This is a genomic window from Caulobacter sp. P4_E5, assembly GCF_056401555.1.
Genome location: NZ_JBFUJD010000005.1, coordinates 91599 through 113899, shown reverse-complemented (window position 1 = coordinate 113899; position 22301 = coordinate 91599). Strand labels below are relative to the sequence as shown.

Genomic DNA, 22301 nt, shown 5'->3' with positions numbered 1-22301 from the left:
GCCGGGGCTAGGTGTCGCGGATGCCCGTGAGGGAGAGTTGCCGTCCGCTAGGACGACGACCGGGCTACCATCCGGTCAGCACTCTTTCGACGCTTGTTCTTTGGCAGAATTGGCGACCGACGGCAATCGCTCCCGCTGGCGGCGAAGGCCGCCAGCGGGGACGTCTTTTCGTTGATCAGAATTTGCGACTGAGGCTGAGCCCCCATTCGCGGGGACGCCCGAAGCTGGCCTCCTTCAGCCCGAAGCCGCTGGAGGCGTTGCCGGACACCATGTAGCGCTCGTCCGACAGGTTCGAGCCGAACAACGCCGCCTGCCACATCCGGTCGGGCGAGGCGTAGGCCAGCCGCGCGCCGAACAGGTCGTAGGCCGGCTGGGTCAGGGCCGGATCGTTGGCCACGTCGTTGTAGACGGTGCTGTAGTGCGTCCAGTCGACCCGGGCGGTCAGGCGGCCGCCGCCCGGCAGCTCCCGACCGTACTCGACCCCGCCGTTCAACGTCCATTTGGGCGCCTTGACGAAGTGGGTGGCCAGGGTGATCGGCAGCACCTGACCCGCCGCCAGGCCGGAGCCGACCTCGGTATATTTGGCGTCCATATAGCCGCCGCCGAAGTTGAAGCTCCAGTTGGCGGTCGGCTTGGCTTGCAACTCGACTTCGACGCCCTTGACCTCGCCCGCCGCGGCGTTGGCCACGAAGTTGCGCGGCGTCTGATTCACCGTGACCTGGATGTCCTGGTAGTCGCTGAAATAGCCGGCGACGTTGAGGATCAGGCGACGGTCCAGCCAGGCGGTCTTGGCGCCCGCCTCGTAGGTGAGCAGGGTTTCGGGCTGGTACTCGGTGACCTCGCTGGCGTCGTTGAGCGGCCGGGCGTTGTAGCCGCCGCTCTTGAAGCCCTTTCCGACCGATCCATAGAACAGGATGTCGGGCGTGGCCTTGAACTCCAAACCGATCTTGGGCGTGAAGGAGTTCCACGATCCGCTCGGGCTGACCTGGGCGATGACGACGCCGTCGCGGATGCGACGGTGGTCGAGCACATAGTCTTTCTCGTCGCGGTTATAGCGGGCCCCGACCGTGGCGCTGAGGCGGTCGGTCAGGGTCAGACTGCCTTGGGCGAACAGGGCGTAGGTGGTGCTGGTCACCTTGGTATAGACCGCCGCCGAGGGGCTGTAGGGCGGCGGGGAGGCGCCGGGCGCCAGGCCGAGCGCCAGCTTGGCGTAGCCGGAATCGGTGCCCCGTTCGCGGAAGACATAGGCGCCGGTCACCCAGGTCAGGCGATCGCTGAAGGACTGACCGCTGAGCTGGAACTCCTGGCTGTATTGCGCCTGGACGTCGTGGTTGAAGGTCTCGCGGAAGGTGAAGGGCGTGTTGTCGCCATCGCGGGCGAAGGTCGCCTTCAGGCCACGCACGGCGCTGATGCTCTTGAAGCTGACCGCGCCCAGGTCCCAATCCACGGTGGCCGAGCCGCCCCACAGGTCCAGGTCGTTGATGTTGGGGCCCGTGCCATAGGTCGTGAACGGGCTGTCCGTCAGGAACGAGGTGTTCAGCGACTTGGCCCCGTTCGGCGCGGTGATCCCCAAGCCGGGCGCGATATAGGTGTTGAAGTTGCCCATGAACGGCCCGACCGCGAAGCCCGGGACCGCGCCGATCACCAACAGCTTCTGCGGCGCCGAGTGCTCCCGCGCCCGCGTGTAGTCGGCCGACAGGTTGACGGTGACCGCGTCGGAGGCCTCCCAGCGAAGTTGGGCGCGGGCGGCGGTGGCGTTGCGATCGCCCAGGTCGTCTCCGACCAGCAGGCGCTTGCCGTAGCCGTCGCGGGTGAGCCGCGCCGCCGAGAGGCGGGCAGAGACCTTTTCGCTGAGCGGAATGTCGACGTGGGCCTTGACGTCCAGCCGATCGTAGCTGCCGGTCACGCCCTCGATCTTGCCGCCGAGCTCGTCCTTGGGCTGGTCGGTGGTGATGATCACCGCGCCGCCGATGGTGTTCTTGCCGAACAGCGTGCCTTGCGGTCCGCGCAGCACCTCGATGCGGCTGACGTCGAAGGCGTCCAGCGTGCCGCCGATCGAGCGGGCGTAGTAGACGCCGTCGACATAGACGCCCACGCCGGGGTCGCTGAAGATGGCGAAGTCGTTCTGGCCAACGCCGCGGATGAAGACGGTGGCGTTGTAATTGCCGCCGCTCAGCGCCGCGGCGCCATCGAAGCGGATGCTGGGCGCGAACTTGGCGATCTGGTCGACGCTGTCGACGCCCCGGCTTTCCAGGGCTTCACCGGCCAGGGCCGTGACGGCGACGGGGGTGTCCTGCAGTCGCTCCTCGCGGCGGCGAGCCGTGACGACCACCTCCTCGATCTGGACCGTGGGCGCCTCGGACTGTCCGGAGGCGAGGGCGGGGGACGCGATCGCCTGGGCGCCGGCGGCGGCGCAGATCAGCAGGCCTCCGGCGCGCAGCCGGCCGGAGATATTCCCATTCCTGGGCATCTGTTTCCTCCTCGTACGATGTTTTTCTCGACGAACCCCCGAGAGGCTGTCGGCAACACGCATTTTGTTATGAGTACTAATTATTTCAGAGCATGAATGTATGGGAGATTCAATCGGCGATGGACGGGAGAGGGGCGTTCGGAGAACCTTGTTGCGCGAGGGTCACTAACCGCGGCCTAGGACGCTCCGAGACAAATCCGCGCGGCGTGGCGCGGGAGCCGGAACAACGCTAGAGAAGCAGGATGATCGACGCGGCCGAACGTAAGGAACCGATGGACGAGGGCGTCTCGCTGGGCGGTCTGGAAACCACGGTCGGATTTGTGCTGCGCCTGGCCCAGGTGGCGGTGTTCAAGGACCTGCTGTCGGCCCTGAAGCCGTTCGACCTGCGCGTCACCGACTTGTCGGTGCTGCTCGTCATCGAGGCCACGCCCGGCCTGCAGCAACGCGCCATCGGCGACGTCCTGCGCATCCAGCGTCCTAACCTGGTGACGATCATCGACCAGCTGGAAGACCGCGGCCTCGTGCGGCGAGGACCGGTTCCGGGGGACCGCCGGGCCTATGCCCTGTCCCTGACTCCCGAAGGCGAAGCGCTGCTGCGGAAGGCCAAGCTCGCGCACGCCCAGCACGACGGCAAGGTCCTGGACGCCCTGGGCGACCTCGATAAGGAGCGGATGTTGGCCGCCCTCGAGCGGATCGCCGCGATCTGATCGGGAAGGCCCGGCGCGACCGACGAGGGTGTCGGCCGCGCGCGGAGCGTCAATCTTCCGAAGTCGGGCGCGCCGCCAGCCAGAGGCAGATCAGGCCGCCGGCGACAATGACCGGCAACAACGCCAGAAGCACCTGGTTGGACGAGCGTCCCGCGCCGATCAAGGCGGCGGCCAGCAACGGGCCCGCGGCCGAGCCCAKTCGCCCCATGACCACGGCGGCGCCGACCCCCGTGCCGCGCAGGCGGGCGGGATAGAAGCCCGGCGCCAGGCCGTAGACGGCCGATTGCACGCCCGAGACGGTGGCGCCCAGCGCCGCGCCGACCGCGAGATAGACCAGCAGCGAGGCCGGCGCGCCGGCCGCGGCCGCCACCGAGGCCGCCGAGGCGCCGAACACGCCCAGGATGGTCAGCGTGCGCCGGCGACGGTTGTCCATCAGCCAGCCGGTGGCGACGCTGCCGGCCGCCCCGGCCAGGTTGAAGGCGATCTGCACCAGGCCAGCGTCCGGCCGGCTCAGGCCTCGGCCGATCAGCAACGACGGCAGCCAGCTGAGCAGCAGGTACATGATCAGCAAGGCCAGGAAGAAGGCGGTCCATAGCAACAGGGTGGTCAAGGTCCGCCCTTGGCCGGTGGCCGCCTCGACGAAGCCTGATTTCTGGCCGTCAGCCACCGCGTTCGAGGCTTTCGGCGGGTTGGGCAGCAGGGGAATGGCGAGCAGCAGGGCCAGCAGCGGGCCTACGCCGCCGACGTAGAAGATCATCCGCCAGTCCGACGGTTCGGCCCCGGCCAGGCTGACCAGGCTGGCGAGGGCGCCGCCGCAGGGCAGGCCGGCATAGAGAAAGCCGACGGCGCGGCCGCGCAGCTTGAGCGTGACGCTCTCGGCCACGATGGCGATCAGGTTCGGCAGCGCCCCGCCCAATCCGACGCCGGTGAGGAAGCGCGCCAGCAGCAAGCTGTTGAGATCCGTGGCCAGGCCGGTGGCGATCGACAGCAGCCCGAACGCCGCCACGGAAACCAGGAGGGTGACCTTTCGGCCGAAACGGTCGGAAAGCCGCCCGCCCATCGCCGCGCCGGCCATCAGGCCGAAGGTGCTGACGCTGAAGAACCAGCCCAGGTCCTCGGGCTTCAGGCCCAGATTCGGCGCCAGCCGTGGCGCGGCGACTCCGGCGGCCTGCAGATCGAAGCCTTCGAACAGGGCCAGAAGGCAGCAGATGGCGACGGCGATCAGGCCGCCGCGCTGGGGAATTGCGGTGTCGTCGCCGTCGCGCATGATGTCTCCTGGATTTCCTCGACGTCGAACCTTCTGGTTCGATCTTGTTGGTTGGGGTCAGCCGAGTTCGGACATGACCTCCGCGGCCTCGGCGAAGGCGGTGTTGGCGGCCGGAACCCCGGCATAGATGGCGATCTGCATCAGCACCTCCTTGAGCTCGTCCTGGGTGAAGCCGCCCTGTTCGAGGCCGGCGCGGACGTGGAGGCGGAACTCCTCCCAGCGGGCCAGGCTGGCGCAGATCGCCAGCACCAGCAGTCGCCGGGTGCGGTGATCCAGCCCCGGGCGGCTCCAGATCTCGTTCCAGGCATAGCGGGTGATCATCGCCTGGTAGTCGGCGGTGAACGGCGTGCGGCCGGCCAACGACTTGTCGACCCAGGCGTCGCCCAAGACCTTTCGGCGGGTGACGAGGCCGGCCTCGAACAGCGTGTCCTTGGCGTCCTGGACGGCGGTTCCGTGCAGGACCTCGGCCAGGAATCCGCGTACGGCCCCGGCGAAGGCGGCGGGGGCTTCGAGGCTGGGCAGGTGGGCGCCCTCGACCACGGCGTGGCGAGCGCCGGGGATGGAGGCGACGATCCGGTCCCCATGGCCTTCGAACGGCGTCGCGATGTCCCTGGCCCCGGTGAGCACCAGGGTTGGCGCGGTGATGGCCGACAGGCGGTCGAGCAGGGCCATGTCGCGGATCGCCGCGCCGCAGCCGCAATAGCCGTCGGGGCTTTGGGCCAGGATGCCGGCGCGGACGGTGTCAATGACGTCGGGACGCCGTGCGCGGAAGTCGTCGGAGAAGAAGCGGCCCAGCACCGCCTCGACGATCGCGCCCAGGCCCTCGGCGCGGATCAGCGCCAGACGCTGGTCCCAGGTCGACGGATCCATGGCCGGCGAGGTGCAGGCCAGGATCAGGGCCTCGACGCGTTCCGGCGCTTTCGGCGCGAGGACCATGGCGATCATGGCCCCCAGCGAGGTGCCGCAGATCGAAGCCTTGGCGACGCCCGCCGCGTCCATGACCGCCAGCACGTCGTCGGCCAGCAGATCCAGGCTGTAGTCGCCGGCCGGCGCGTCCGAGGCGCCGTGGCCGCGGGTGTCCAGGCGCAGCACGCGGAAGTCGGGCGTCAGGTGCGGGACGGCCAGGTCGTAGAGGGAAATGTCCAGGCCGATGGAGTTCAGCAGCACCAGCGCCGGCTTGTCGGCCGCGCCGTCCAGCCGCCAGTAGATCCGCGCGCCGTGGGAGGTGGCGAAAGGCATCAGCGGTCCTCTTTCCGATGTTCAGCCAGGGCGCGGGCAACCAGGGTCTCGGACTCGCCGAGGTCGGTCCCGACCCCGGCGGCGGCCAGGTTGGCGGCCATGCGGGCGGGGTCGACCTCCAGGCCTTCGACGACCGGCGTCATGGCGCTGAGGGCGCCGTGGGCCAGCTGGAAGAGATCGGCCAGCACGGGCGCCTCGACCTGCCAACCGCCCAAACCGCGCTCGTGATGCTGGAAGGCGAGGGCGGAAAAGACCGTCGCCGCCAGGTGAGGCGCGCGAATGGCGGCCGATAGCGCGACCTGGCAGCCCGTGGGATTGCGCTTATGCGCCATGGCCGAGGAACCGCCCCGGCCCTCGACGCGTGGTTCGAAGGCTTCGGCCACTTCGGCCTGGGCCAGCAGCGAGAGATCGCCGGCGATCTTGCCGACCGCGCCGACCAGGATGGCCAGGCTGGACGCCAGGCCGGCCACGCCCTCACGGCGAGCGTGCCAAGGCGTGGCGCTCGGAGGCAGGTCCAGCAGCGCCGCCATGCGTTCGACGACGACCTGGCCCTGGCCGTCCAGCCCCGCCAGCGTTCCGGCCGCGCCGCCCAGCTGCAGCCGGATGGCTGCGGCTTGCTCGGCCTCGAAGCGGGCGAGGGCGGTGTCGAGGCCTTGCAGCCAGCCGGCGACCTTCAGGCCAAAAGTGATCGGCAAGGCGGGTTGCAACAGGGTGCGGCCCAGCATCGGCGTGGCCGCGTGACGTTCGGCGAGGATCGCCAGAGCGTGGGCGAGGCGAACGCCTTCGGCCCGGATAAGCGCGGCGCCGGCCTTGGCCTGCAGCATCAGCGCGGTGTCGGCGAGGTCCTGACTGGTCGCGCCCTTGTGCAGCAGCGGCGCGACATCGAGCGGCAACCGTCCGCGCAGAGCGCTGACGAGGGGAATGGCCAGGGTCCCGGCGTGGGCGGCCTCGCGGGCGAGCGTTTCGATGTCCAATGGCTGCGCGCAGGCATTCGCGATGGCGTCGGCCGCCGCCGCGCCGATCAGGCCCGCCTCGGCCTGGGCGCGCGCCAGCGCGATCTCGAAATCCAGGGCGGCGCGCAGCAACGCCTCGTCACCGAAGGCCGCCAGCATGGCGGGGGTCGAGGCGGGGAGATCGCGCAGCAGGGACAAACGGAAACCTTTCGATCAGACGTCGAAGAAGACGGTTTCCCGCTCGCCTTGCAAGACGATGTCGAACCGCCAGGCGTCATCGATCTTGCGAGCGACCAAGGTGTCGCGACGTTCGGCCGGAACCAGGGCCAGGATGGGGTCGCTGGCGTTCTCGGCCGCGTCCTCGAAATAGATCCGCGTGACGAGGCGCTTGATCACGCCGCGGCCAAAGACGCCAACCGCGATGTGCGGCGCCTGCGCGCTATTGCTGGGCCCCGGGACCGAGCCGGGCCGCACCGTCTTGAAGCGATAGAGGCCGTTCTCGTCCGTGGCCGCGCGGCCGAAGCCGATGAAGCCCTCGTCCAACGGCAGGTTCACGCGGTCATCGCCAGGGCTGGCGTATCGGCCCGCCGCGTTGGCCTGCCAGATCTCGATCATGGCGTCCGGCACGGGTTTGCCGTCGGCGTCGTAGACCACGCCCTCGAGCGTGATCGTCTCGCCGGCGACGGCCCCGCGCGGCGGCGACAGGTTCAGAACGTAATGCTCTTCCGGAAAGAGCTCCGGGCGAGCCCCCATGTCGGACTGTCCCACCAGATCGGCGCCGCCCTTCCAGGGCAGGCCGTAGTGGAAGAACGGACCGACGGTCTGGGACGGCGTCTGGCCGAACAGGGCCGGATCCTGATTGTCCTGGCGCGGGGCCGGGTTGACCAACTCAGTCGTCATGATCGTCCTCGAAAGGCGTGGCCTCGCGGCCGCGCAGCACCACGTCGAACAGATAGCCCAGCGCCCAGTTGGCCTGGGTCGTGCCGATGTCGAAGCGCGAGACCATGCGCTGGCGGAACGGCATGGGCACGGCGTTGGCGATCGGGTCGATCTCGATCAGCGGATCGTCGGGGAAGTACATCTGGGTGATCAGGCGCGTGGCGAAGGCCGGACCCAGCAGGGACAGATGGATGTGAGACGGTCGCCAGGCGTTGTGGTGGTTGCCCCACGGATAGGCGCCGGGGCGGACGGTCACGTAGCGGTAGCGGCCCTCGGCGTCGGTGACCACGCGGCCGGCGCCAGTGAAGTTGGGGTCCAGCGGAGCATCCCACTGGTCCTTCTTGTGGATGTAGCGGCCGGCGGCGTTGGCCTGCCAGATCTCCATCACGGTGTTGGGGACCGGACGGCCGTGCTCGTCCAGCACCCGGCCCGAGACGATGATCCTCTGGCCTTGCGGCGTTCCCGCGTGCTGCGCCGTCAGGTCGGCCAGGGCGCCGCCCATCAGGTTCTCCCAGCAGCCGGCCGGGCCGGTGGTCTCGGTCAGGGTGTGCGGGATCTTGACCAGCGGCTGGCGCGGCGAGCGGGCCACGGTCGAGGCGTACCTGGGATGCAGCGACGCCGGCTGGCTGGCGTCCTCGCGGGCATAGGGCCGGATCAGCGACATGACGGTCTCCTAGACGCGCTCGAAGGCCAGGGCCGCGCCTTGGCCAACGCCGATACAGAGCGTGGCCAGGCCGCGCTTGCCGCCGGTGGCCTCCAGCTGGCGCAGAGCCGTCAGCACCAGCCGCGCGCCCGAGGCGCCGAGCGGGTGGCCCAGGGCGATGGCGCCGCCATTCGGGTTCACGTGAGGCCCGTCGTCGGGCAGGCCCAGCTGACGCAGCACCGCCAGGCCCTGGGCGGCGAAGGCCTCGTTCAGCTCGACGGTGTCGAAGTCGCCGATCGAGAGGCCGGTCTTGGCCAGAAGCTTGCGGACCGCCGGGACGGGACCGATCCCCATCACGCGCGGCGGCACGCCGGCGGTGGCGTAGCCGGTGATCCGGGCGCGCGGCGTCAGGCCGTGGCGTTTGACGGCCTCTTCCGAGGCGACGATCAGGGCCACCGCGCCGTCGTTGACGCCCGAGGCGTTGCCGGCCGTGACCGTGCCGCCTTCGCGGACGACAGGCTTTAGCTTGGCCAGCGCTTCGAGGGTCGTCTCGCGTGGGTGCTCGTCGCGCTCCACCAAGGTTGGACCGGCCTTGCCGGGGATCTCGACGGGCGTGATCTCGCCGGCCAGGAAGCCCGAGGCTTGGGCCGCTGCCGCCCTTTGCTGGCTGCGTAGGGCGAAAGCGTCCTGGTCCTCGCGGCCGATCCCATGATCGGCGGCGACGTTCTCGGCGGTCTCGGGCATCGAGTCGACGCCGTGGGCCTTGCGCATGGCCGGATTGACGAAGCGCCAGCCGATCGTGGTGTCGAAGATCTYGGCGTTGCGCGAGAAGGCGCTGTCAGCCTTGCCCATCACGAACGGCGCGCGGCTCATGCTCTCGACGCCGCCGGCGATCACGAGATCGTTCTGGCCCGACAGGATGGCGCGGGCGGCGTAGCCGATCGCCTCTAGACCCGAGGCGCAGAGGCGGTTGACGGTGACGCCGGGAACCTCGACCGGCCAGCCGGCCAGCAGCAGCGCCATGCGGGCGACATTGCGGTTGTCTTCGCCCGCCTGGTTGGCGCAGCCCAGGACCACTTCGTCGATGGCCGACAAGTCCAGGCCGGGATTGCGGGCGGCCAGAGCCCTCAGCGGGATCGCCGCCAGATCGTCGGCCCGCACCTTGGCCAGCGCTCCGCTATAACGGCCGATGGGGGTGCGGATACCGTCGCAGAGATAGGCCGTGGTCATTGGAAGGCTCCCGGATCGAAGGCGGCGCGGGTCTTCGCGCGCACCTCATCCAAACGAACGTTTGGAGCCAGTTCAATGAGTTTCAGGCTCTTCTCCCCCGAGGGCCCCCGTCGCTCCAGATCGAAGACGCACAGATCGGTGATTACCAGGTCGACGCAACCGGCCCCGGTCAGGGGCAGGGCGCAGCGCTCGAGGATCTTGCTCTCGCCGGCCTTGTTGGCGTGGTCCATGACCACGATCACCCGCTTGACGCCGGCGACCAGGTCCATCGCGCCGCCCATGCCCTTCACCATCTTGCCGGGGATGGTCCAGTTGGCGATGTCGCCGTTCTGGGCCACCTCCATCGCGCCCAGCACCGTCAGGTCGATGTGTCCGCCGCGGATCATGGCGAAGCTCTGGGCGCTGTCGAAGAAGCTGGAGGTCGGCAGTTTCGTGATCGTCTGCTTGCCGGCGTTGATCAGGTCCGGGTCGGCCTCGCCTTCGAAAGGGAAGGGACCCATGCCCAGCATGCCGTTCTCGCTCTGCAAGGTGACGTGCACGCCTTCGGGGATGTGGTTGGCCACCAGGGTCGGGATGCCGATGCCCAGGTTGACGTAGAAGCCGTCCTGCAGCTCGCGGGCGGCGCGGGCCGCCATCTCGTCGCGGGTCCAGGCCATCAGACGGTCTCCCCATGGGCTTCGCGAGGGCGCGTCGTCAGCTTTTCGATCCGCTTCTCGTTGATCGTCGAGCGGATGATGCGGTCGACATAGATGCCCGGCGTGTGGATGGCGTTGGCGTCCAGTTCGCCCGCCTCGACGATCTCCTCGACCTCGACGATCGTGACMTTGCCGGCCGTGGCCATCACCGGATTGAAGTTCCGCGCGGTCATCCGGAACATCAGGTTGCCTTCCGGGTCGGCCTTCCAAGCCTTGATGATGGCGAGGTCGGCGCGCAGCCAGGTCTCGCGGACGTAGGTCTCGCCCTCGAAGGCCTCGACCGGCTTGCCCTCGGCGACCACCGTGCCGACGCCGGTCTTGGTATAGAAGGCCGGGATGCCCGCGCCGCCGGCCCGGATGCGTTCGGCCAGGGTGCCCTGCGGGTTCAGCTCCAGCTCCAGCTGGCCCGACAGGTAGAGCTGCTCGAACAGCTTGTTCTCGCCCACGTACGAGCTGATCATCTTCCGGATCTGGCCGTTGTTGAGCAGCATCCAAAGCCCGAAGCCGTCGGCCCCRCAGTTGTTGCTGATCACGGTCAGGTTCTTGACGCCGGTGTCCTTCAGGGCCGGGATCAGGGTCTCGGGATTGCCCGACAGGCCAAAGCCGCCCGACATCAGGGTCATGCCGTCGAAGGTCACGCCCTCCAGGGCGGCCGCGGCGCTGTCGTAGATCTTGCTTTTCATGATGTCTCCAGGGCGCGGCTAGACCAGCGGAAGGCCGACATAGTTTTCGGCCAGCGTCACCTGAGCGGCGCGCGAGTCCTTGATGTAGGCCAGCTCGGCGACCTGCATCTTGCGGTCGAAGCCGTCACGGTCGGGGAAGCGGTGGGTCAGGCTGGTGAACCACCAGGAGAACCGCTCGGCCTTCCACACCCGGGCCAGGGCGCGGGCCGAGTAGCCATCGATCCCGGCCGCCGAGCCCTCCTGGAAGTACTCGGTGAGCGCTTCGGAGAGCATGATCACGTCGGAGACCGCCAGGTTCATGCCCTTGGCGCCGGTGGGCGGGACGATGTGGGCGGCGTCGCCGGCCAGGAACAGCCGGCCGTGCCGCATCGGCTCGGTGACGAAACTGCGCAGCGGCGCGATCGACTTCTCGAACGAGGGCGCGCGAACGATGCGCGAGGCGGCCTCGGGACCCAGGCGGATCGACACCTCGTCCCAGAACCGCTCGTCGGGCCAGTCCTCGAGACGATCGTCCAACGCGCATTGCACGTAATAGCGACTGCGGGTGGGCGAGCGCATCGACGCCAGGGCGAAGCCGCGCTCGTGGTTGGAATAGATCAATTCGTGGTCGCAGGGCGGGGMGTCGGTCAGAATGCCCAGCCAGCCGAACGGATAGACGCGTTCGAAGGTCTTGAGCACGCCCTCCGGGATCGCGGCGCGGCTGACCCCATGATAGCCGTCGCAGCCCGCGATGAAGTCGCAGTCGAGCCGATGCTCGACCCCGCCATCGCGCCAAGTGACGTAAGGGCGGTCGCCATCGATGTCGTGAGGCTGGACGTCCTCGGCCTCGAAGACGATCTGGACGTCGCGCTGCTCGGCCGCGTCGAACAGGTCCTTCATCACCTCCTGCTGGCCGTAGACCATGACGGTCGAGCCGCCGGTCAGTTCGGCCATGTCGATGCGGAAGATTTCGCCGTCGCTGGCCAGGTTGGTCCCGCTGTGGACGAGGCCCTCGCGCCGCATCCGTTCGGCGAGGCCGAGGCGCTCCATCAGGTCGACGGTGATCCGCTCCAGCACGCCGGCGCGCACGCGGCCTTCGACATAGGCGCGGTCCTTGCGCTCTAGGATGACAGCGTCGACGCCGGCCTGTTTCAGCAAGTGGCCGAGAAACAGTCCGGCCGGTCCCGCGCCGATGATGGCGACTTGGGTTCGCACGATGGAGCTCTCCGCCCTGATGTCGCCTCCCGCGACTTGCGTCAAACCTGACCCTGGCCGTCAGCAATTAGGATGGACAGAGCGTCACAAAAGTTGGATTTTTCGACTGATCGCGCCAGCCTTCGAACCTCGGTGTGGAGCTTCCGGACTTGTCAAAAACCCCCACGGTACCGAGCTTCTTTCTGTTCGGAGAGCCCTTGAAGACTGTCGAGGGCAAGTTCATCCACCTCGAAGAGTTGGACGATCGAACTCGGCCCAACGATTGGAATATCCGCGCCCACGCGCACGCGGACCTCAATCACGTCTTCCACATAACCGCTGGGGGCGGGATGATGCATGTGGACGGCGAGACGATCGCCTTCGCCGCGCCGTGCGTGCTGCTGGTCCCGTCCGGCCGGGTTCACGGGTTCGCCTATGAGGTCGAGACGGCCGGTTCGGTGCTGACGGTCGCCGACAGCTATCTTCGCGACCTGACCACCCGCGAGCCGGCGTTCACAGACCTGTTCCAGGCGCCGCGCCAGTTGCCGCTTGATCCTCAATCGCGGATCGCGGCCTCGCTGGAGGCGCTGTCGCGCGAGCTCGTCTGGACGGCCCCGGCCGGTGGCGCGGCGGTGGAAGCCCATCTGTTGACGATCCTGGTGGAGGCTCTGCGGCGGCTGGTCCGAGGTGAGGCCGCCAGCCCGGCCGTTCAGGGCGGGCACGTCACCTTGGTCGCGCGGTTCCGCGAGCTGGTCGAGGCGCACTACCGCCAGGGTTTGCCGATGGAGGCCTACGCCCGGCGGCTGGGCGTCACGGTCGCCCGCCTGCGCGCCGCGTGTCTGAGGGCCGCCGGCGCTTCCCCCCTGCGCCTGGTCCAGGACCGGCTGCTGCTGGAGGCCAAGCGCGCGCTTCTGTACTCCAACATGACGATCGCCGAGGTCGCCTACCATTTGGGCTTCGAGGACCCCGCCTATTTCTCACGCTTCTTCGCCAAGGCCGAAGGGGTTTCGCCCAAGCGCTATCGCGCCGCGCGAGCGGAACATTCGCCGACGATCGCCGCGTAATTCTGTCCCGCGGCCAAACGTCGGCTTGCGCGTATTGTTTGCTTGGCGTACAAAATGTCGAGCGTACAAATAATCAGCGCCGCGATGCGCTTTCGCGCCAAGGGAAGGAACGACCATGAGCTCGACCCAGGCCGTCTTCGAGCGTCTCGACCCCGTCACCGGCGCGGTCGCCACCACCTCCGCCGCCATGACCCCGGACCAGGCTCGCGCCGCCGTCGACGCGGCTCAAGCCGCTCTGCCGGCCTGGAGCGCGCTCGGACCGAACGCCCGCCGCGCCTTGCTGTCGAAGGCGGCCGAGGCGCTGGAGGCGCGGGCCGACGCCTTCGTGGCGGCGATGATGGGCGAGATCGGCGCGACCGAGGGCTGGGCGCGCTTCAACCTGATGCTGGCCGCTTCGATGGTCCGCGAGGCCGCGGCTATGACCACCCAGATCAACGGCGAGGTGATCCCGTCCGACAAGCCCGGTTGCCTGGCCATGGCGGTGCGCGAGCCGGTCGGCGTGATCCTGGGCATCGCCCCGTGGAACGCGCCGATCATCCTGGGCGTCCGCGCGGTGGCCACGCCCCTGGCCTGCGGCAACACCGTGGTGCTGAAGGCCTCCGAGAGCTGTCCGCGCACCCACGAATTGATCGCCGAGGCCTTCGCCGCGGCGGGTCTGCCGAAGGGCGCGCTGTCGATCGTCACCAACGCCCCCAAGGACGCGGCCGAGGTGGTCGGCGCCCTGATCGACCATCCGGCGGTGCGGCGGATCAACTTCACCGGCTCGACCGCGGTGGGCAAGATCATCGCCAAGCGCGCGGCCGAGCACCTTAAGCCGGTGCTGCTGGAACTGGGCGGCAAGGCGCCGCTGATCGTGCTGGAGGACGCCGACCTCGACGAGGCGGTCAAGGCGGCCGCCTTCGGCGCCTTCATGAACCAGGGCCAGATCTGCATGTCCACGGAACGGATCATCGTCGTCGACGCCGTGGCCGACGCCTTTGTCCAGAAGTTCGCCGCCAAGGCCAGCAGCCTGGCGGTGGGCGACCCGCGCGAAGGCAAGACGCCGTTGGGGGCCGTGGTCGATCTGAAGACGGTCACCCATGTCCAAGGCCTGGTGGCCGACGCCGTCGCCGCCGGGGCGATCCAGGTCAGCGGAGGTCCGGCCCTGGGCGTGCTGATGCCCGCCACGGTGGTCGACAAGGTCACGCCGGCCATGCGCCTGTTCCGCGAGGAAAGCTTTGGCCCGGTCGTGGGCGTGATCCGCGCGCGCGACGAAGAGCACGCCATCGCCCTGGCCAACGACACCGAATACGGCCTGTCGGCCTCGGTCTTCACCCGTGACATCGCGCGCGGCCTCAAGGTCGCGCGGCGGATCCAGTCCGGCATCTGCCACGTCAACGGACCGACCGTGCACGACGAGGCCCAGATGCCGTTCGGCGGGGTCAAGGCCTCGGGCTACGGCCGCTTCGGCGGCAAGGCCGGCATCGACGCCTTCACCGAGCTGCGCTGGATCACGGTCGAGACGCAAGCTGGCCACTTCCCGATCTGACATTCCCCGATCTGACATCCTGTGGGGGCGCCGCGTGTCGCCCCTCTACGATTTCCAAGGACCGAACATGACCGACGCCAACGACACCGCGACCTTTCGTGTCGAGAACCGCATCGCCTGGGTGAAGTTCAACCGCCCCGACAAGCGCAATTGCATGAGCCCCACCTTGAACCGCCGCATGATGGAGGTGCTGGACGAGCTGGAGTACCGTGACGACGTCGGTGTCCTGGTCCTGACTGGCGAAGGCTCGGCCTGGTCGGCGGGCATGGACCTGAAGGAGTACTTCCGCGAGACGGAAGCCAAGGGTCTGGGCGCGACCCGCCAGGCCCAGCGCGAGTCCTACGGCTGGTGGCGTCGCCTGCGCTGGTACCAGAAGCCGACCATCGCGATGGTCAACGGCTGGTGCTTCGGCGGCGGCTATGGCCCGCTCTATTCCTGCGACCTGGCGATCGCCGCCGACGAAGCCCAGTTCGCGCTGTCGGAGATCAACTGGGGCATCCTACCGGGCGGCGGCGCCACCAAGGTCGTGGTCGACCTGATGCCGCTGCGCGACGCGATGTATCACGCCATGACCGGCGAGCTGATCGACGGCCAGAAGGCCGCCGCCTGGCGCTTGGTCAATGAGAGCGTGCCGCTGGAGCGCCTGGAGACGCGGGTGCGCGAGCTGGCCGAGGTGTTGCTGAGCAAGAACCCGGTGGCGCTGAAGGCGACCAAGGACGCCGTCCGGCGGGTCAAGGAAATGACCTACGACGGCGCCGAAGACTATCTGGTCCGCGCCCAGGAGGCGGCCAACTCGTTCGACAACGAGGGTCGCAAGGAAGGCATCAAGCAGTTCATCGACGACAAGACCTACAAGCCAGGACTCGGCGCCTACGATCTCGCCAAGCAGAGCTGAGACGAGGGCAGGGGAGGACATGACGGCGGGAGGGACGATCAGATGACCCCGATGGACCATGTCGCCRTCCAGGCGCGTCTCCAGCCGGACCGGGTGGCGGCCGTCGACCTGGCCGGCGGCCGGCGCTGGACCTATGCCGAGCTCGACCTGGCGATCGCCCGGGCGGCGGGCGTGCTGCGGCGACGCGGGATCGGCGAGGGCGAGCGCCTGGCGGTGCTGGCTCGCAACCGGGTCCTGCTGGCGGTCCTGCATCTGGCCTGCGCCCGGCTTGGCGCGCTGTTCGTGCCTCTGAACTGGCGGCTTAGCAGCGGCGAAATCGCCGCCCTCGTCGAGGACGCCGCGCCCGCCCTGATCGTCGGCGACGCCCTTCTCGGCGCGGCTGGACTACTGGGTCTTGATCTCAACGCCCTGCAGGCGGAGATCGACGCCGCCCAGCCCGAGACGTCGACCCAGGGCGACCGTGAACGGCCGTCGCTGATCCTCTACACCTCGGGGACGTCCGGCCGTCCGAAAGGCGCCTTGCTGTCCGAGCGCAACCTGGATCAGACCGCGATCAATTTCGGTCGTCTGGGCAAGGTCACGCACCAGAGCACCTTCCTCGTCGACGCGCCGATGTTCCATATCATCGGCCTGATCACCTCGATCCGCCCGGCGCTGATGCATGGCGGGACGGTGCTGGTGTCCGACGGGTTCGAACCGAGCCGAACGTTGAGCCGCTTGGCGGATCCGGCGCTGGGCGTCACCCACTATTTCTGCGTGCCGCAGATGGCCGCGATGTTGCGGGGCTTGCCCAATTTCGACGGCGCGGCGTTGTCCCGCCTGACGGCCGTGTTCACCGGCGGCGCGCCGCATCCGGCCGCCGATATCCGCGCCTGGCTGCAGCAGGGCGTGCCGGTGGTCGACGGCTATGGCATGAGCGAGGCGGGCACCGTGTTCGGCATGCCGGCCGACATCGGGCTGATCGACGCGCGAGCCGGCTCGGCGGGCCTGGCCATGCCGGCCGTGGCGACCCGGATCGTCGATGAACAGGACAACGACTGCCCGCCCGGCGCCGCTGGCGAGCTTCTGCTGAAGGGCGACAATGTCTTCCAGGGCTACTGGCGCCGATCCGAAGAGACGGAACGCGCCTTCACCGCCGATGGCTGGTTCCGCACCGGCGACATCGCCCGCGCCGACACTGAGGGCTATCACTGGCTGGTCGATCGCAAGAAGGACATGTTCATCTCGGGCGGCGAGAACGTCTATCCGGCCGAGATCGAGGCGGCCCTGGCCGATCACCCGGCCATCGCCGAGTGCGCCGTGGTCGGCATGCCCGACCCGCGCTGGGGCGAGATCGGCCATCTGGTCGCGACCTGCCGGGATGGCGCCGTCCTCGATTTGGCTATCATTCTGAATCATCTCGAAAATCGGCTGGCGCGCTATAAGCTGCCCAAGGCTCTCACCCTGGTCGCGGCCCTGCCGCGCACGGGCTCGGGCAAGATCCAGAAGACGATCCTTCGCGAGCAGTTGCTCGCCGAGGATCCAAGAACCTGAACGTCAGCGGTCTCTCGGGGAGCGACTGGCGAACCAAAGGGAGGGATGAGATGGCGCCCAGTCTCGATCTACAAGGCGGCGCGGCTCGCACCAGGGTCGGGCTCGACGCCTGGAACGCCGTGGTCGCGTCTACCTTCGACAATCTCGTCGTCGACGCCGACCGCGAGGGGTTCGAGGGCAGCATCGATGTGTGCGACCTGGGCGGCATGGACCTGTCGCGGGTCGCCTCCAGCGCCGCCGTGGTCCGGCGCGGCCGCTCGGCCTTGGCGCAACGCCCCTATTTCAAGCTGCACGTCCAGGACGTCGGCCGCAGCCTGAACCTGCAGGATGGCCGCGAAGCCGTGCTGGACGAGGGCGACCTGATGCTCTGCGATCCGGCCCGCCCCTACACCATCCGGTTCGACGATCCGAACCGCATGCTGGTGCTGCGGATCCCTTCCGAGCGCCTGGCCGACCGGATCGGGGATCCCGAAGCGCTGTGCGGCCGGCGACTGGCCGGGACCGGCCTGGCGGGCGCCTTGCTGACGTCCTTCATCCGCACCCTCTGGACCAATGCCGGCCGCGGCTGCGCGCCCGTCGGAGAAGCGGTGCAGGAGGCGGCTCTGTCCCTGCTGACCGCCGTGGCGCGGGAGAGCGACGGGGAAGGGCGGAGCGTCCGGGATCTCGACCCGAGCCAGAGCGCGGGCGGCCGTATCAAGCGCTTCATCGACGAGAACCTGTGCGATCCGGACCTAAGCGTTAGCCGGGTGGCCGGCGCGCTCGGCGTGTCGCCCCGCTATGTCCAGATGGTGTTCGCCGGCATGGCGACCACGCCGCTGGCCTATATCCGACGCCGGCGATTGGAGCGCGCGGCCCGGACCCTGCGCGAGGACGGGACGACCTGCAACATCACCGAACTTTCGTTCGGTCTCGGCTTCAACGACCTCTCGCATTTCAGCCGTGCTTTCAAGGCCTTCTACGGCGTGGGGCCGCGAGAATTCCGGGCCAGCTGAGCCTCGATCCAACCTCGGCGTCCCCGAAAACGACGTCGGGCTTCGCACTCGTGAAAGTCGCCTTCGCGCCTGGCCAAGTTTGCCGCCGCCGCCCGTGCTCCACTGTCGACAACGACATAATAGGGAGGTTCGGGCCATGGGGCGTAAGCTCTGGTTACATCAGGTGTTCGGGGCGGCGTCGTTGCTGGCCCTGGCGACCGCGGGCGTCGCGCACGGCCAAATGCTCGAGGAGGTGGTCGTCACCGCCCAGAAGCGGGCGGAAAACGTCCAGGACGTGCCGATCGCCATCTCGGCCTTCACGGCCAACGCCCTGCAGGAACGGGCGGTCGGCAATGTCGCCCAGCTGTCCAACCTCGCCCCCAACGTCACCCTGGACGGCGGCACGCCGTTCTCGGGCTCGCCATCGGTGCTGTCGGCCTATGTCCGCGGCATCGGCTCCGACGACTTCGCGTTCAACATCGATCCGGGCGTCGGCATCTATGTCGACGGCGTCTATCTGGCCCGCACCGTCGGCGCCAACCAGGACCTGCTGGACGTCGAACGCATCGAGATCCTGAAGGGGCCGCAAGGCACGCTGTTTGGCCGCAACACCATCGGCGGGGCCATCTCGATCGTCACCCGCGAGCCGGGCGATGCGTTCAAGTTCAAGGGCGATGTCACCGTCGGCAGCTTCAAGCTGATGCAGGCGCGCGGCAGCGCCGACCTGCCGTTGGCCGAGGGGCTGTCCTCGTCGATCACCTTCGGGATCAAGAGCCGTGAAGGTTATGTCGAGCGCATACCGTTTCCGGACGCCCGCGCTCGCAACACCACCTCGTACACCGCCTTCCCGTCGTCCGACTATCGCACCGCCTCGCGCGAGGGCGGCGAGAACAGCTGGAACCTGCGGGGCAAGCTGAAGTGGAAAGGCGAGGCGACCAAGGTCGTGCTGGCGGCCGACTACACTCACGAGGACGGCGGCGGGCTGGCCAATACCCTGGTCGGCACGACCGAGACGGTCCCCGGCAACTTCGCGGGCACGACCAACCTGCCGGGCACGGCCTTCGATCCGACCGGGACCACCGGTTTCCTGTTCGGCGGGCTCTACAACTTCTGCATCGGCGCGACCCCGACCCAGATCGCCGCCCGCAGCGCCCAGGCGCTGTGCGGTGTGCGCGGCACCCAATACAGCCCTGGCCTGCACGTCGCCTCGCTGGCCGGCGTCAATGTCGACGCCGATCCGAACAACAACCGGCTGCCCTATGACGGCCGCTTCATCAGCAAGGACATCGACAAGAGCTACGCCACCGGCAACAGCTTCTCGAACCTGGTCAACTGGGGCGTCGGCGCGACCGTCGAGCACAGCCTCACCGACGAGGTGACGCTGAAGTCGATCACCGCCTACCGCAAGCTGCTGTGGAAGAGCGGCACTGACGCCGACGGCTCGCCGCTGAACATCGGCCAGCTCAGCTTCGACATGAAGCAGTGGCAGTTCAGCCAGGAGTTTCAGCTGCTTGGATCGGCCTTCGACAAGAAGCTGAACTATGTGCTGGGCGGCTATTACTTCAAGGAAAAGGGCTCGCTGCACGACTATGTCACCTTCGACGAAGGTCTGCTGCAGGTCGACGGCCCCAACCAGCTGGAGACCAAGAACTACGCCGCGTTCGGCCAGATCGACTGGCGACCGATCGACCTGATCGGCGTCACCATCGGCGGCCGCTACACCAAGGAAAAGAAGCTGTTCGAGGGCGGCCAGCAGGACCTGAACGGCTTCAACTACAAGCTCTTCGGCTGTTCGGACGCCAATGGCGCCATCACGCCGAACGGCGCCTTCCCGCTGGCCCCGATCTCGTGCCAGACGGGCCTCGGCTATCCCGATCCCAGCAATCCGGTGCGGGTCTATGCGCCGGGCGTTAACGAGCAGACGTTCAGCAACTTCTCGCCCAAGGTCGGCGTGCAGCTCCATCCAGCCGACGACCTGATGGCCTATGTCAGTTGGTCCAAGGGCTACAAGACCGGCGGCTGGACGACCCGCCTCACCAATCCCCAGCTGCTGGCCCAGCCATTCGGCGAGGAAGAAGCGACCACCTGGGAGGTCGGCTTCAAGTCCAAGCTGCTCGATCGCCGCCTGCAGCTGAACGGTTCGGTGTTCAAGACCCAGTACGACGGCATCCAGTTGAACTTCCAGCAGGGCACCTCGCCGACCATCCGCAACGCCGGCAACGCCGAGATCAAGGGTGTCGAGTTCGAGGCGGTCGCCGCGCCGATCGAGGGTCTGACGCTCAACGCCTCGGTGGGCTATCTGCACGCCCGCTACACCGATGTGCTGGCTGGCGTGCTGGCGGTCAGTGGTCCCAATCCCTTCCAGGCGGGCACCTTCGTCGGGGCGCCGTTGCCCAAGACGCCCACGTGGAAGATCAACTTCAGCCCGCGCTACGAGTTCAAACTGGCCAACGGCGGCTCGATCACGGCGATCGGCGACTGGACCTATACGTCCAGCATCTGGAACAACGCCCAGCGCACCTATCTGCTCGAGCGCCCGGCCGTCCAGGTGGTCAACGCCAGCCTTGCCTATGCCGATCCGGGCGGCGCCTGGAGCGTCAGCGTCGGCGGCACGAACCTGACCGACAAGCGCTACCTGACGACCGGCAACGAGAACATCGCCGCCGGCGCGATCTTCGGCACCTACAGCCGACCGCGCGAAGCCTATGTCCGCCTGGGCGTGACCTTCTGACGAAGAGTGGGGCGAGGGCGCATGCCGCTCGCCCCTTTTCGCCCTCTGGGGCTCAGTAAATCTAGGAGCGCGAGATCGCCATGAACGACATGAGCCCGCGACCCGGCGCGTTGATCGATGCGCCGTTGCTGTCGGCCAGCCAATGGAGCGAACGCCTGTTCTCCAACGGCTGGCGCACGCCCCAGGGCGGCGTGATCGACGTCCTGGAGCCCGCCACCGAGACGGTGCTGACCCGCGTCGGGCGCGCCGACCGGTTCGACGTGGCGCTCGCCGCGGCCTCGGCCAAGGCGGCTCAGCCCGCCTGGGCCGCGCTGACCGCCGATGCGCGGCAGGAAATCCTGTTCCGCGCCGCCGATCTGCTGGACCAGCACGCCGCCGACCTCGCGCCGTGGATCATGCGCGAGAGCGGTTCGGTCGGGGCCAAGGCCGCCGTCGAACTGGAGCACGCCGCCGGCTTCGTACGCCAAGCTGGCGCGATAGCGACCGAGGCCGCCGGGCTGGTCTTGCCCGCCTCCCTGGGCAAGACCAGCATAGCCCGCCGCGTTCCCCTGGGCGTGGTGGCCGTGATCTCGCCGTTCAACTTCCCGTTGGTCCTGTCGATCCGCGCCGTCGCTCCGGCCCTGGCGGCCGGCAATGCGGTCGTGCTCAAGCCCGATCCGCGTACGCCGATCAGCGGCGGCTTCCTGATCGCCCGACTGTTCGAGGCGGCGGGCCTGCCCGAGGGGCTGCTGCACGTGCTGCCCGGCGACGCCGAGGCCGGCGACGCCCTGTGCCGCGATCCCAACATCGCCATGGTCGCCTTCACCGGCTCCACGGGCGCCGGTCGCAAGGTCGGCGAGGTGGCCGGCGGGCACCTGAAGAAGGTGGCGCTGGAACTGGGCGGCAAGAATCCGCTGATCATTCTCGACGACGCCGATCCGGACGTCGCGGCCTCAAACGCCGCCTGGGCCGCGTGGCTGCACCAGGGGCAGATCTGCATGACCGCCGGTCGCCTGCTGGTGCAGCGGGGGATCCACGACGCCGTGGTCGAGCGCCTGGCGGCCAAGGCGGCGCACCTGCCGGTCGGCGACCCGATGGGTGGCGACGTGGCGCTGGGTCCGCTGATCAGCCGCAGCCAGCTCGACCGCGTCCACGCCATCGTCTCCGATACGGTGGCGGCCGGCGCGCGCCTCGTCGCCGGCGGAACCCGTGACGGCCTCTTCTATGCACCGACCGTGCTGACAGGGGTCACGCCGGGCATGCGGGCGTTCGAGGAGGAGATCTTCGGCCCCGTGGCGGCGGTCACCGTGTTCGACGATCTGGACGAAGCCGCGCGCCTGGCCAACCATGGCCCCTACGGCCTGGCGGCGGGGATCATCACCGGTTCGGTGGGGCGCGGCATGAGCCTGGGGAGCACGCTGGACGTGGGGCACCTGCACATCAACGACCAGACGGTCGACGCGGGGCCGCACTCGCCGTTCGGCGGCATGAAGGCGTCCGGCAACGGCAGCCGCATCAGCGGACCGGCGAACCTGGACGAATTCACCACCTGGCGGTGGGAGACGGTCAAGGCCGTCGCCACGCCGTATCCGTTCTAGCGC

18 protein-coding genes are annotated in these 22301 nt (G+C 68.6%); 8 read left to right on the top strand and 10 right to left on the bottom strand.

Going from position 1 to position 22301, the window contains the following annotated elements; all coding sequences use genetic code 11:
- Nucleotides 1-175: 175 nt before the first annotated feature.
- A complete protein-coding gene (locus tag AC1DSO_RS02965) occupies nucleotides 176-2470 on the bottom strand; it encodes a TonB-dependent receptor (protein ID WP_477067416.1) in 2295 nt (764 codons plus the stop codon).
- Nucleotides 2471-2712: 242 nt separating this feature from the next.
- On the opposite strand from AC1DSO_RS02965, the gene AC1DSO_RS02960 reads away from it, so the two are divergent.
- Nucleotides 2713-3177 carry a MarR family winged helix-turn-helix transcriptional regulator gene (locus AC1DSO_RS02960; RefSeq protein WP_477067415.1) on the top strand — a complete coding sequence of 155 codons (465 nt, stop codon included), beginning with the start codon at nucleotides 2713-2715 and terminating at the stop codon, nucleotides 3175-3177.
- Between the two features lie 49 nt (nucleotides 3178-3226).
- Here the strand turns inward: AC1DSO_RS02960 and mhpT are convergent, their stop codons facing one another.
- The 9 genes from mhpT to pobA are packed head-to-tail and all read right to left on the bottom strand — an operon-like array spanning nucleotide 3227 to nucleotide 12020.
- The gene (gene mhpT, locus AC1DSO_RS02955; RefSeq protein ID WP_477067414.1) at nucleotides 3227-4444 is read right to left on the bottom strand and encodes a 3-(3-hydroxy-phenyl)propionate transporter MhpT; all 1218 of its coding nucleotides are present in this window, start codon (nucleotides 4442-4444) and stop codon (nucleotides 3227-3229) included.
- A 57-nt stretch (nucleotides 4445-4501) separates the two neighbouring features.
- Entirely contained in the window at nucleotides 4502-5683 is a 1182-nt protein-coding gene (pcaDC, locus tag AC1DSO_RS02950; protein WP_477067413.1) for a bifunctional 3-oxoadipate enol-lactonase/4-carboxymuconolactone decarboxylase PcaDC, read from the bottom strand.
- On the bottom strand, nucleotides 5683-6834 hold the full coding sequence (gene pcaB, locus AC1DSO_RS02945; protein ID WP_477067412.1) for a 3-carboxy-cis,cis-muconate cycloisomerase: 1152 nt from the start codon (nucleotides 6832-6834) through the stop codon (nucleotides 5683-5685). Before pcaB ends, pcaDC begins: the two co-directional genes overlap by 1 nt.
- 15 nt (nucleotides 6835-6849) lie before the next feature.
- Nucleotides 6850-7536, bottom strand: a complete 687-nt coding sequence (gene pcaG, locus AC1DSO_RS02940; RefSeq protein ID WP_477067411.1) for a protocatechuate 3,4-dioxygenase subunit alpha — start codon at nucleotides 7534-7536, stop codon at nucleotides 6850-6852.
- Nucleotides 7526-8239: a protocatechuate 3,4-dioxygenase subunit beta gene (pcaH, locus tag AC1DSO_RS02935; RefSeq protein WP_477067410.1), complete on the bottom strand. Its 714-nt coding sequence runs from the start codon at nucleotides 8237-8239 to the stop codon at nucleotides 7526-7528. The genes pcaG and pcaH overlap by 11 nt, the downstream gene beginning before the upstream one ends.
- Before the next feature lie 9 nt (nucleotides 8240-8248).
- Nucleotides 8249-9448, bottom strand: a complete 1200-nt coding sequence (gene pcaF / locus AC1DSO_RS02930; RefSeq protein ID WP_477067409.1) for a 3-oxoadipyl-CoA thiolase — start codon at nucleotides 9446-9448, stop codon at nucleotides 8249-8251.
- Nucleotides 9445-10104, bottom strand: a complete 660-nt coding sequence (locus AC1DSO_RS02925) for a CoA transferase subunit B (protein ID WP_477067408.1) — start codon at nucleotides 10102-10104, stop codon at nucleotides 9445-9447. The genes pcaF and AC1DSO_RS02925 overlap by 4 nt, the downstream gene beginning before the upstream one ends.
- Complete coding sequence (locus AC1DSO_RS02920) at nucleotides 10104-10826, bottom strand: CoA transferase subunit A (RefSeq protein WP_477067407.1); 723 nt, start codon at nucleotides 10824-10826, stop codon at nucleotides 10104-10106. Before AC1DSO_RS02920 ends, AC1DSO_RS02925 begins: the two co-directional genes overlap by 1 nt.
- A gap of 18 nt (nucleotides 10827-10844) precedes the next feature.
- Nucleotides 10845-12020, bottom strand: a complete 1176-nt coding sequence (pobA, locus tag AC1DSO_RS02915) for a 4-hydroxybenzoate 3-monooxygenase (RefSeq protein ID WP_477067406.1) — start codon at nucleotides 12018-12020, stop codon at nucleotides 10845-10847.
- A 149-nt stretch (nucleotides 12021-12169) separates the two neighbouring features.
- Here pobA and AC1DSO_RS02910 point away from each other — a divergent pair, with 149 nt between their 5' ends.
- From AC1DSO_RS02910 to AC1DSO_RS02880, 7 genes are all read left to right on the top strand, one after another.
- A complete protein-coding gene (locus tag AC1DSO_RS02910) occupies nucleotides 12170-13063 on the top strand; it encodes a helix-turn-helix domain-containing protein (RefSeq protein ID WP_477067405.1) in 894 nt (297 codons plus the stop codon).
- A gap of 115 nt (nucleotides 13064-13178) precedes the next feature.
- Nucleotides 13179-14591: an aldehyde dehydrogenase gene (locus AC1DSO_RS02905; RefSeq protein WP_477067404.1), complete on the top strand. Its 1413-nt coding sequence runs from the start codon at nucleotides 13179-13181 to the stop codon at nucleotides 14589-14591.
- A 67-nt stretch (nucleotides 14592-14658) separates the two neighbouring features.
- Nucleotides 14659-15486, top strand: coding sequence for a p-hydroxycinnamoyl CoA hydratase/lyase (locus AC1DSO_RS02900; RefSeq protein WP_477067403.1), 828 nt, complete (start codon nucleotides 14659-14661; stop codon nucleotides 15484-15486).
- A gap of 42 nt (nucleotides 15487-15528) precedes the next feature.
- Entirely contained in the window at nucleotides 15529-17019 is a 1491-nt protein-coding gene (locus tag AC1DSO_RS02895; protein WP_477067402.1) for an AMP-binding protein, read from the top strand.
- Between the two features lie 50 nt (nucleotides 17020-17069).
- Nucleotides 17070-18011, top strand: coding sequence for an AraC-like ligand-binding domain-containing protein (locus AC1DSO_RS02890; RefSeq protein WP_477067401.1), 942 nt, complete (start codon nucleotides 17070-17072; stop codon nucleotides 18009-18011).
- Nucleotides 18012-18147: 136 nt separating this feature from the next.
- Nucleotides 18148-20721, top strand: a complete 2574-nt coding sequence (locus tag AC1DSO_RS02885) for a TonB-dependent receptor (RefSeq protein ID WP_477067400.1) — start codon at nucleotides 18148-18150, stop codon at nucleotides 20719-20721.
- A gap of 113 nt (nucleotides 20722-20834) precedes the next feature.
- Nucleotides 20835-22298: a benzaldehyde dehydrogenase gene (locus AC1DSO_RS02880; protein WP_477067432.1), complete on the top strand. Its 1464-nt coding sequence runs from the start codon at nucleotides 20835-20837 to the stop codon at nucleotides 22296-22298.
- Nucleotides 22299-22301 lie beyond the last annotated feature (3 nt).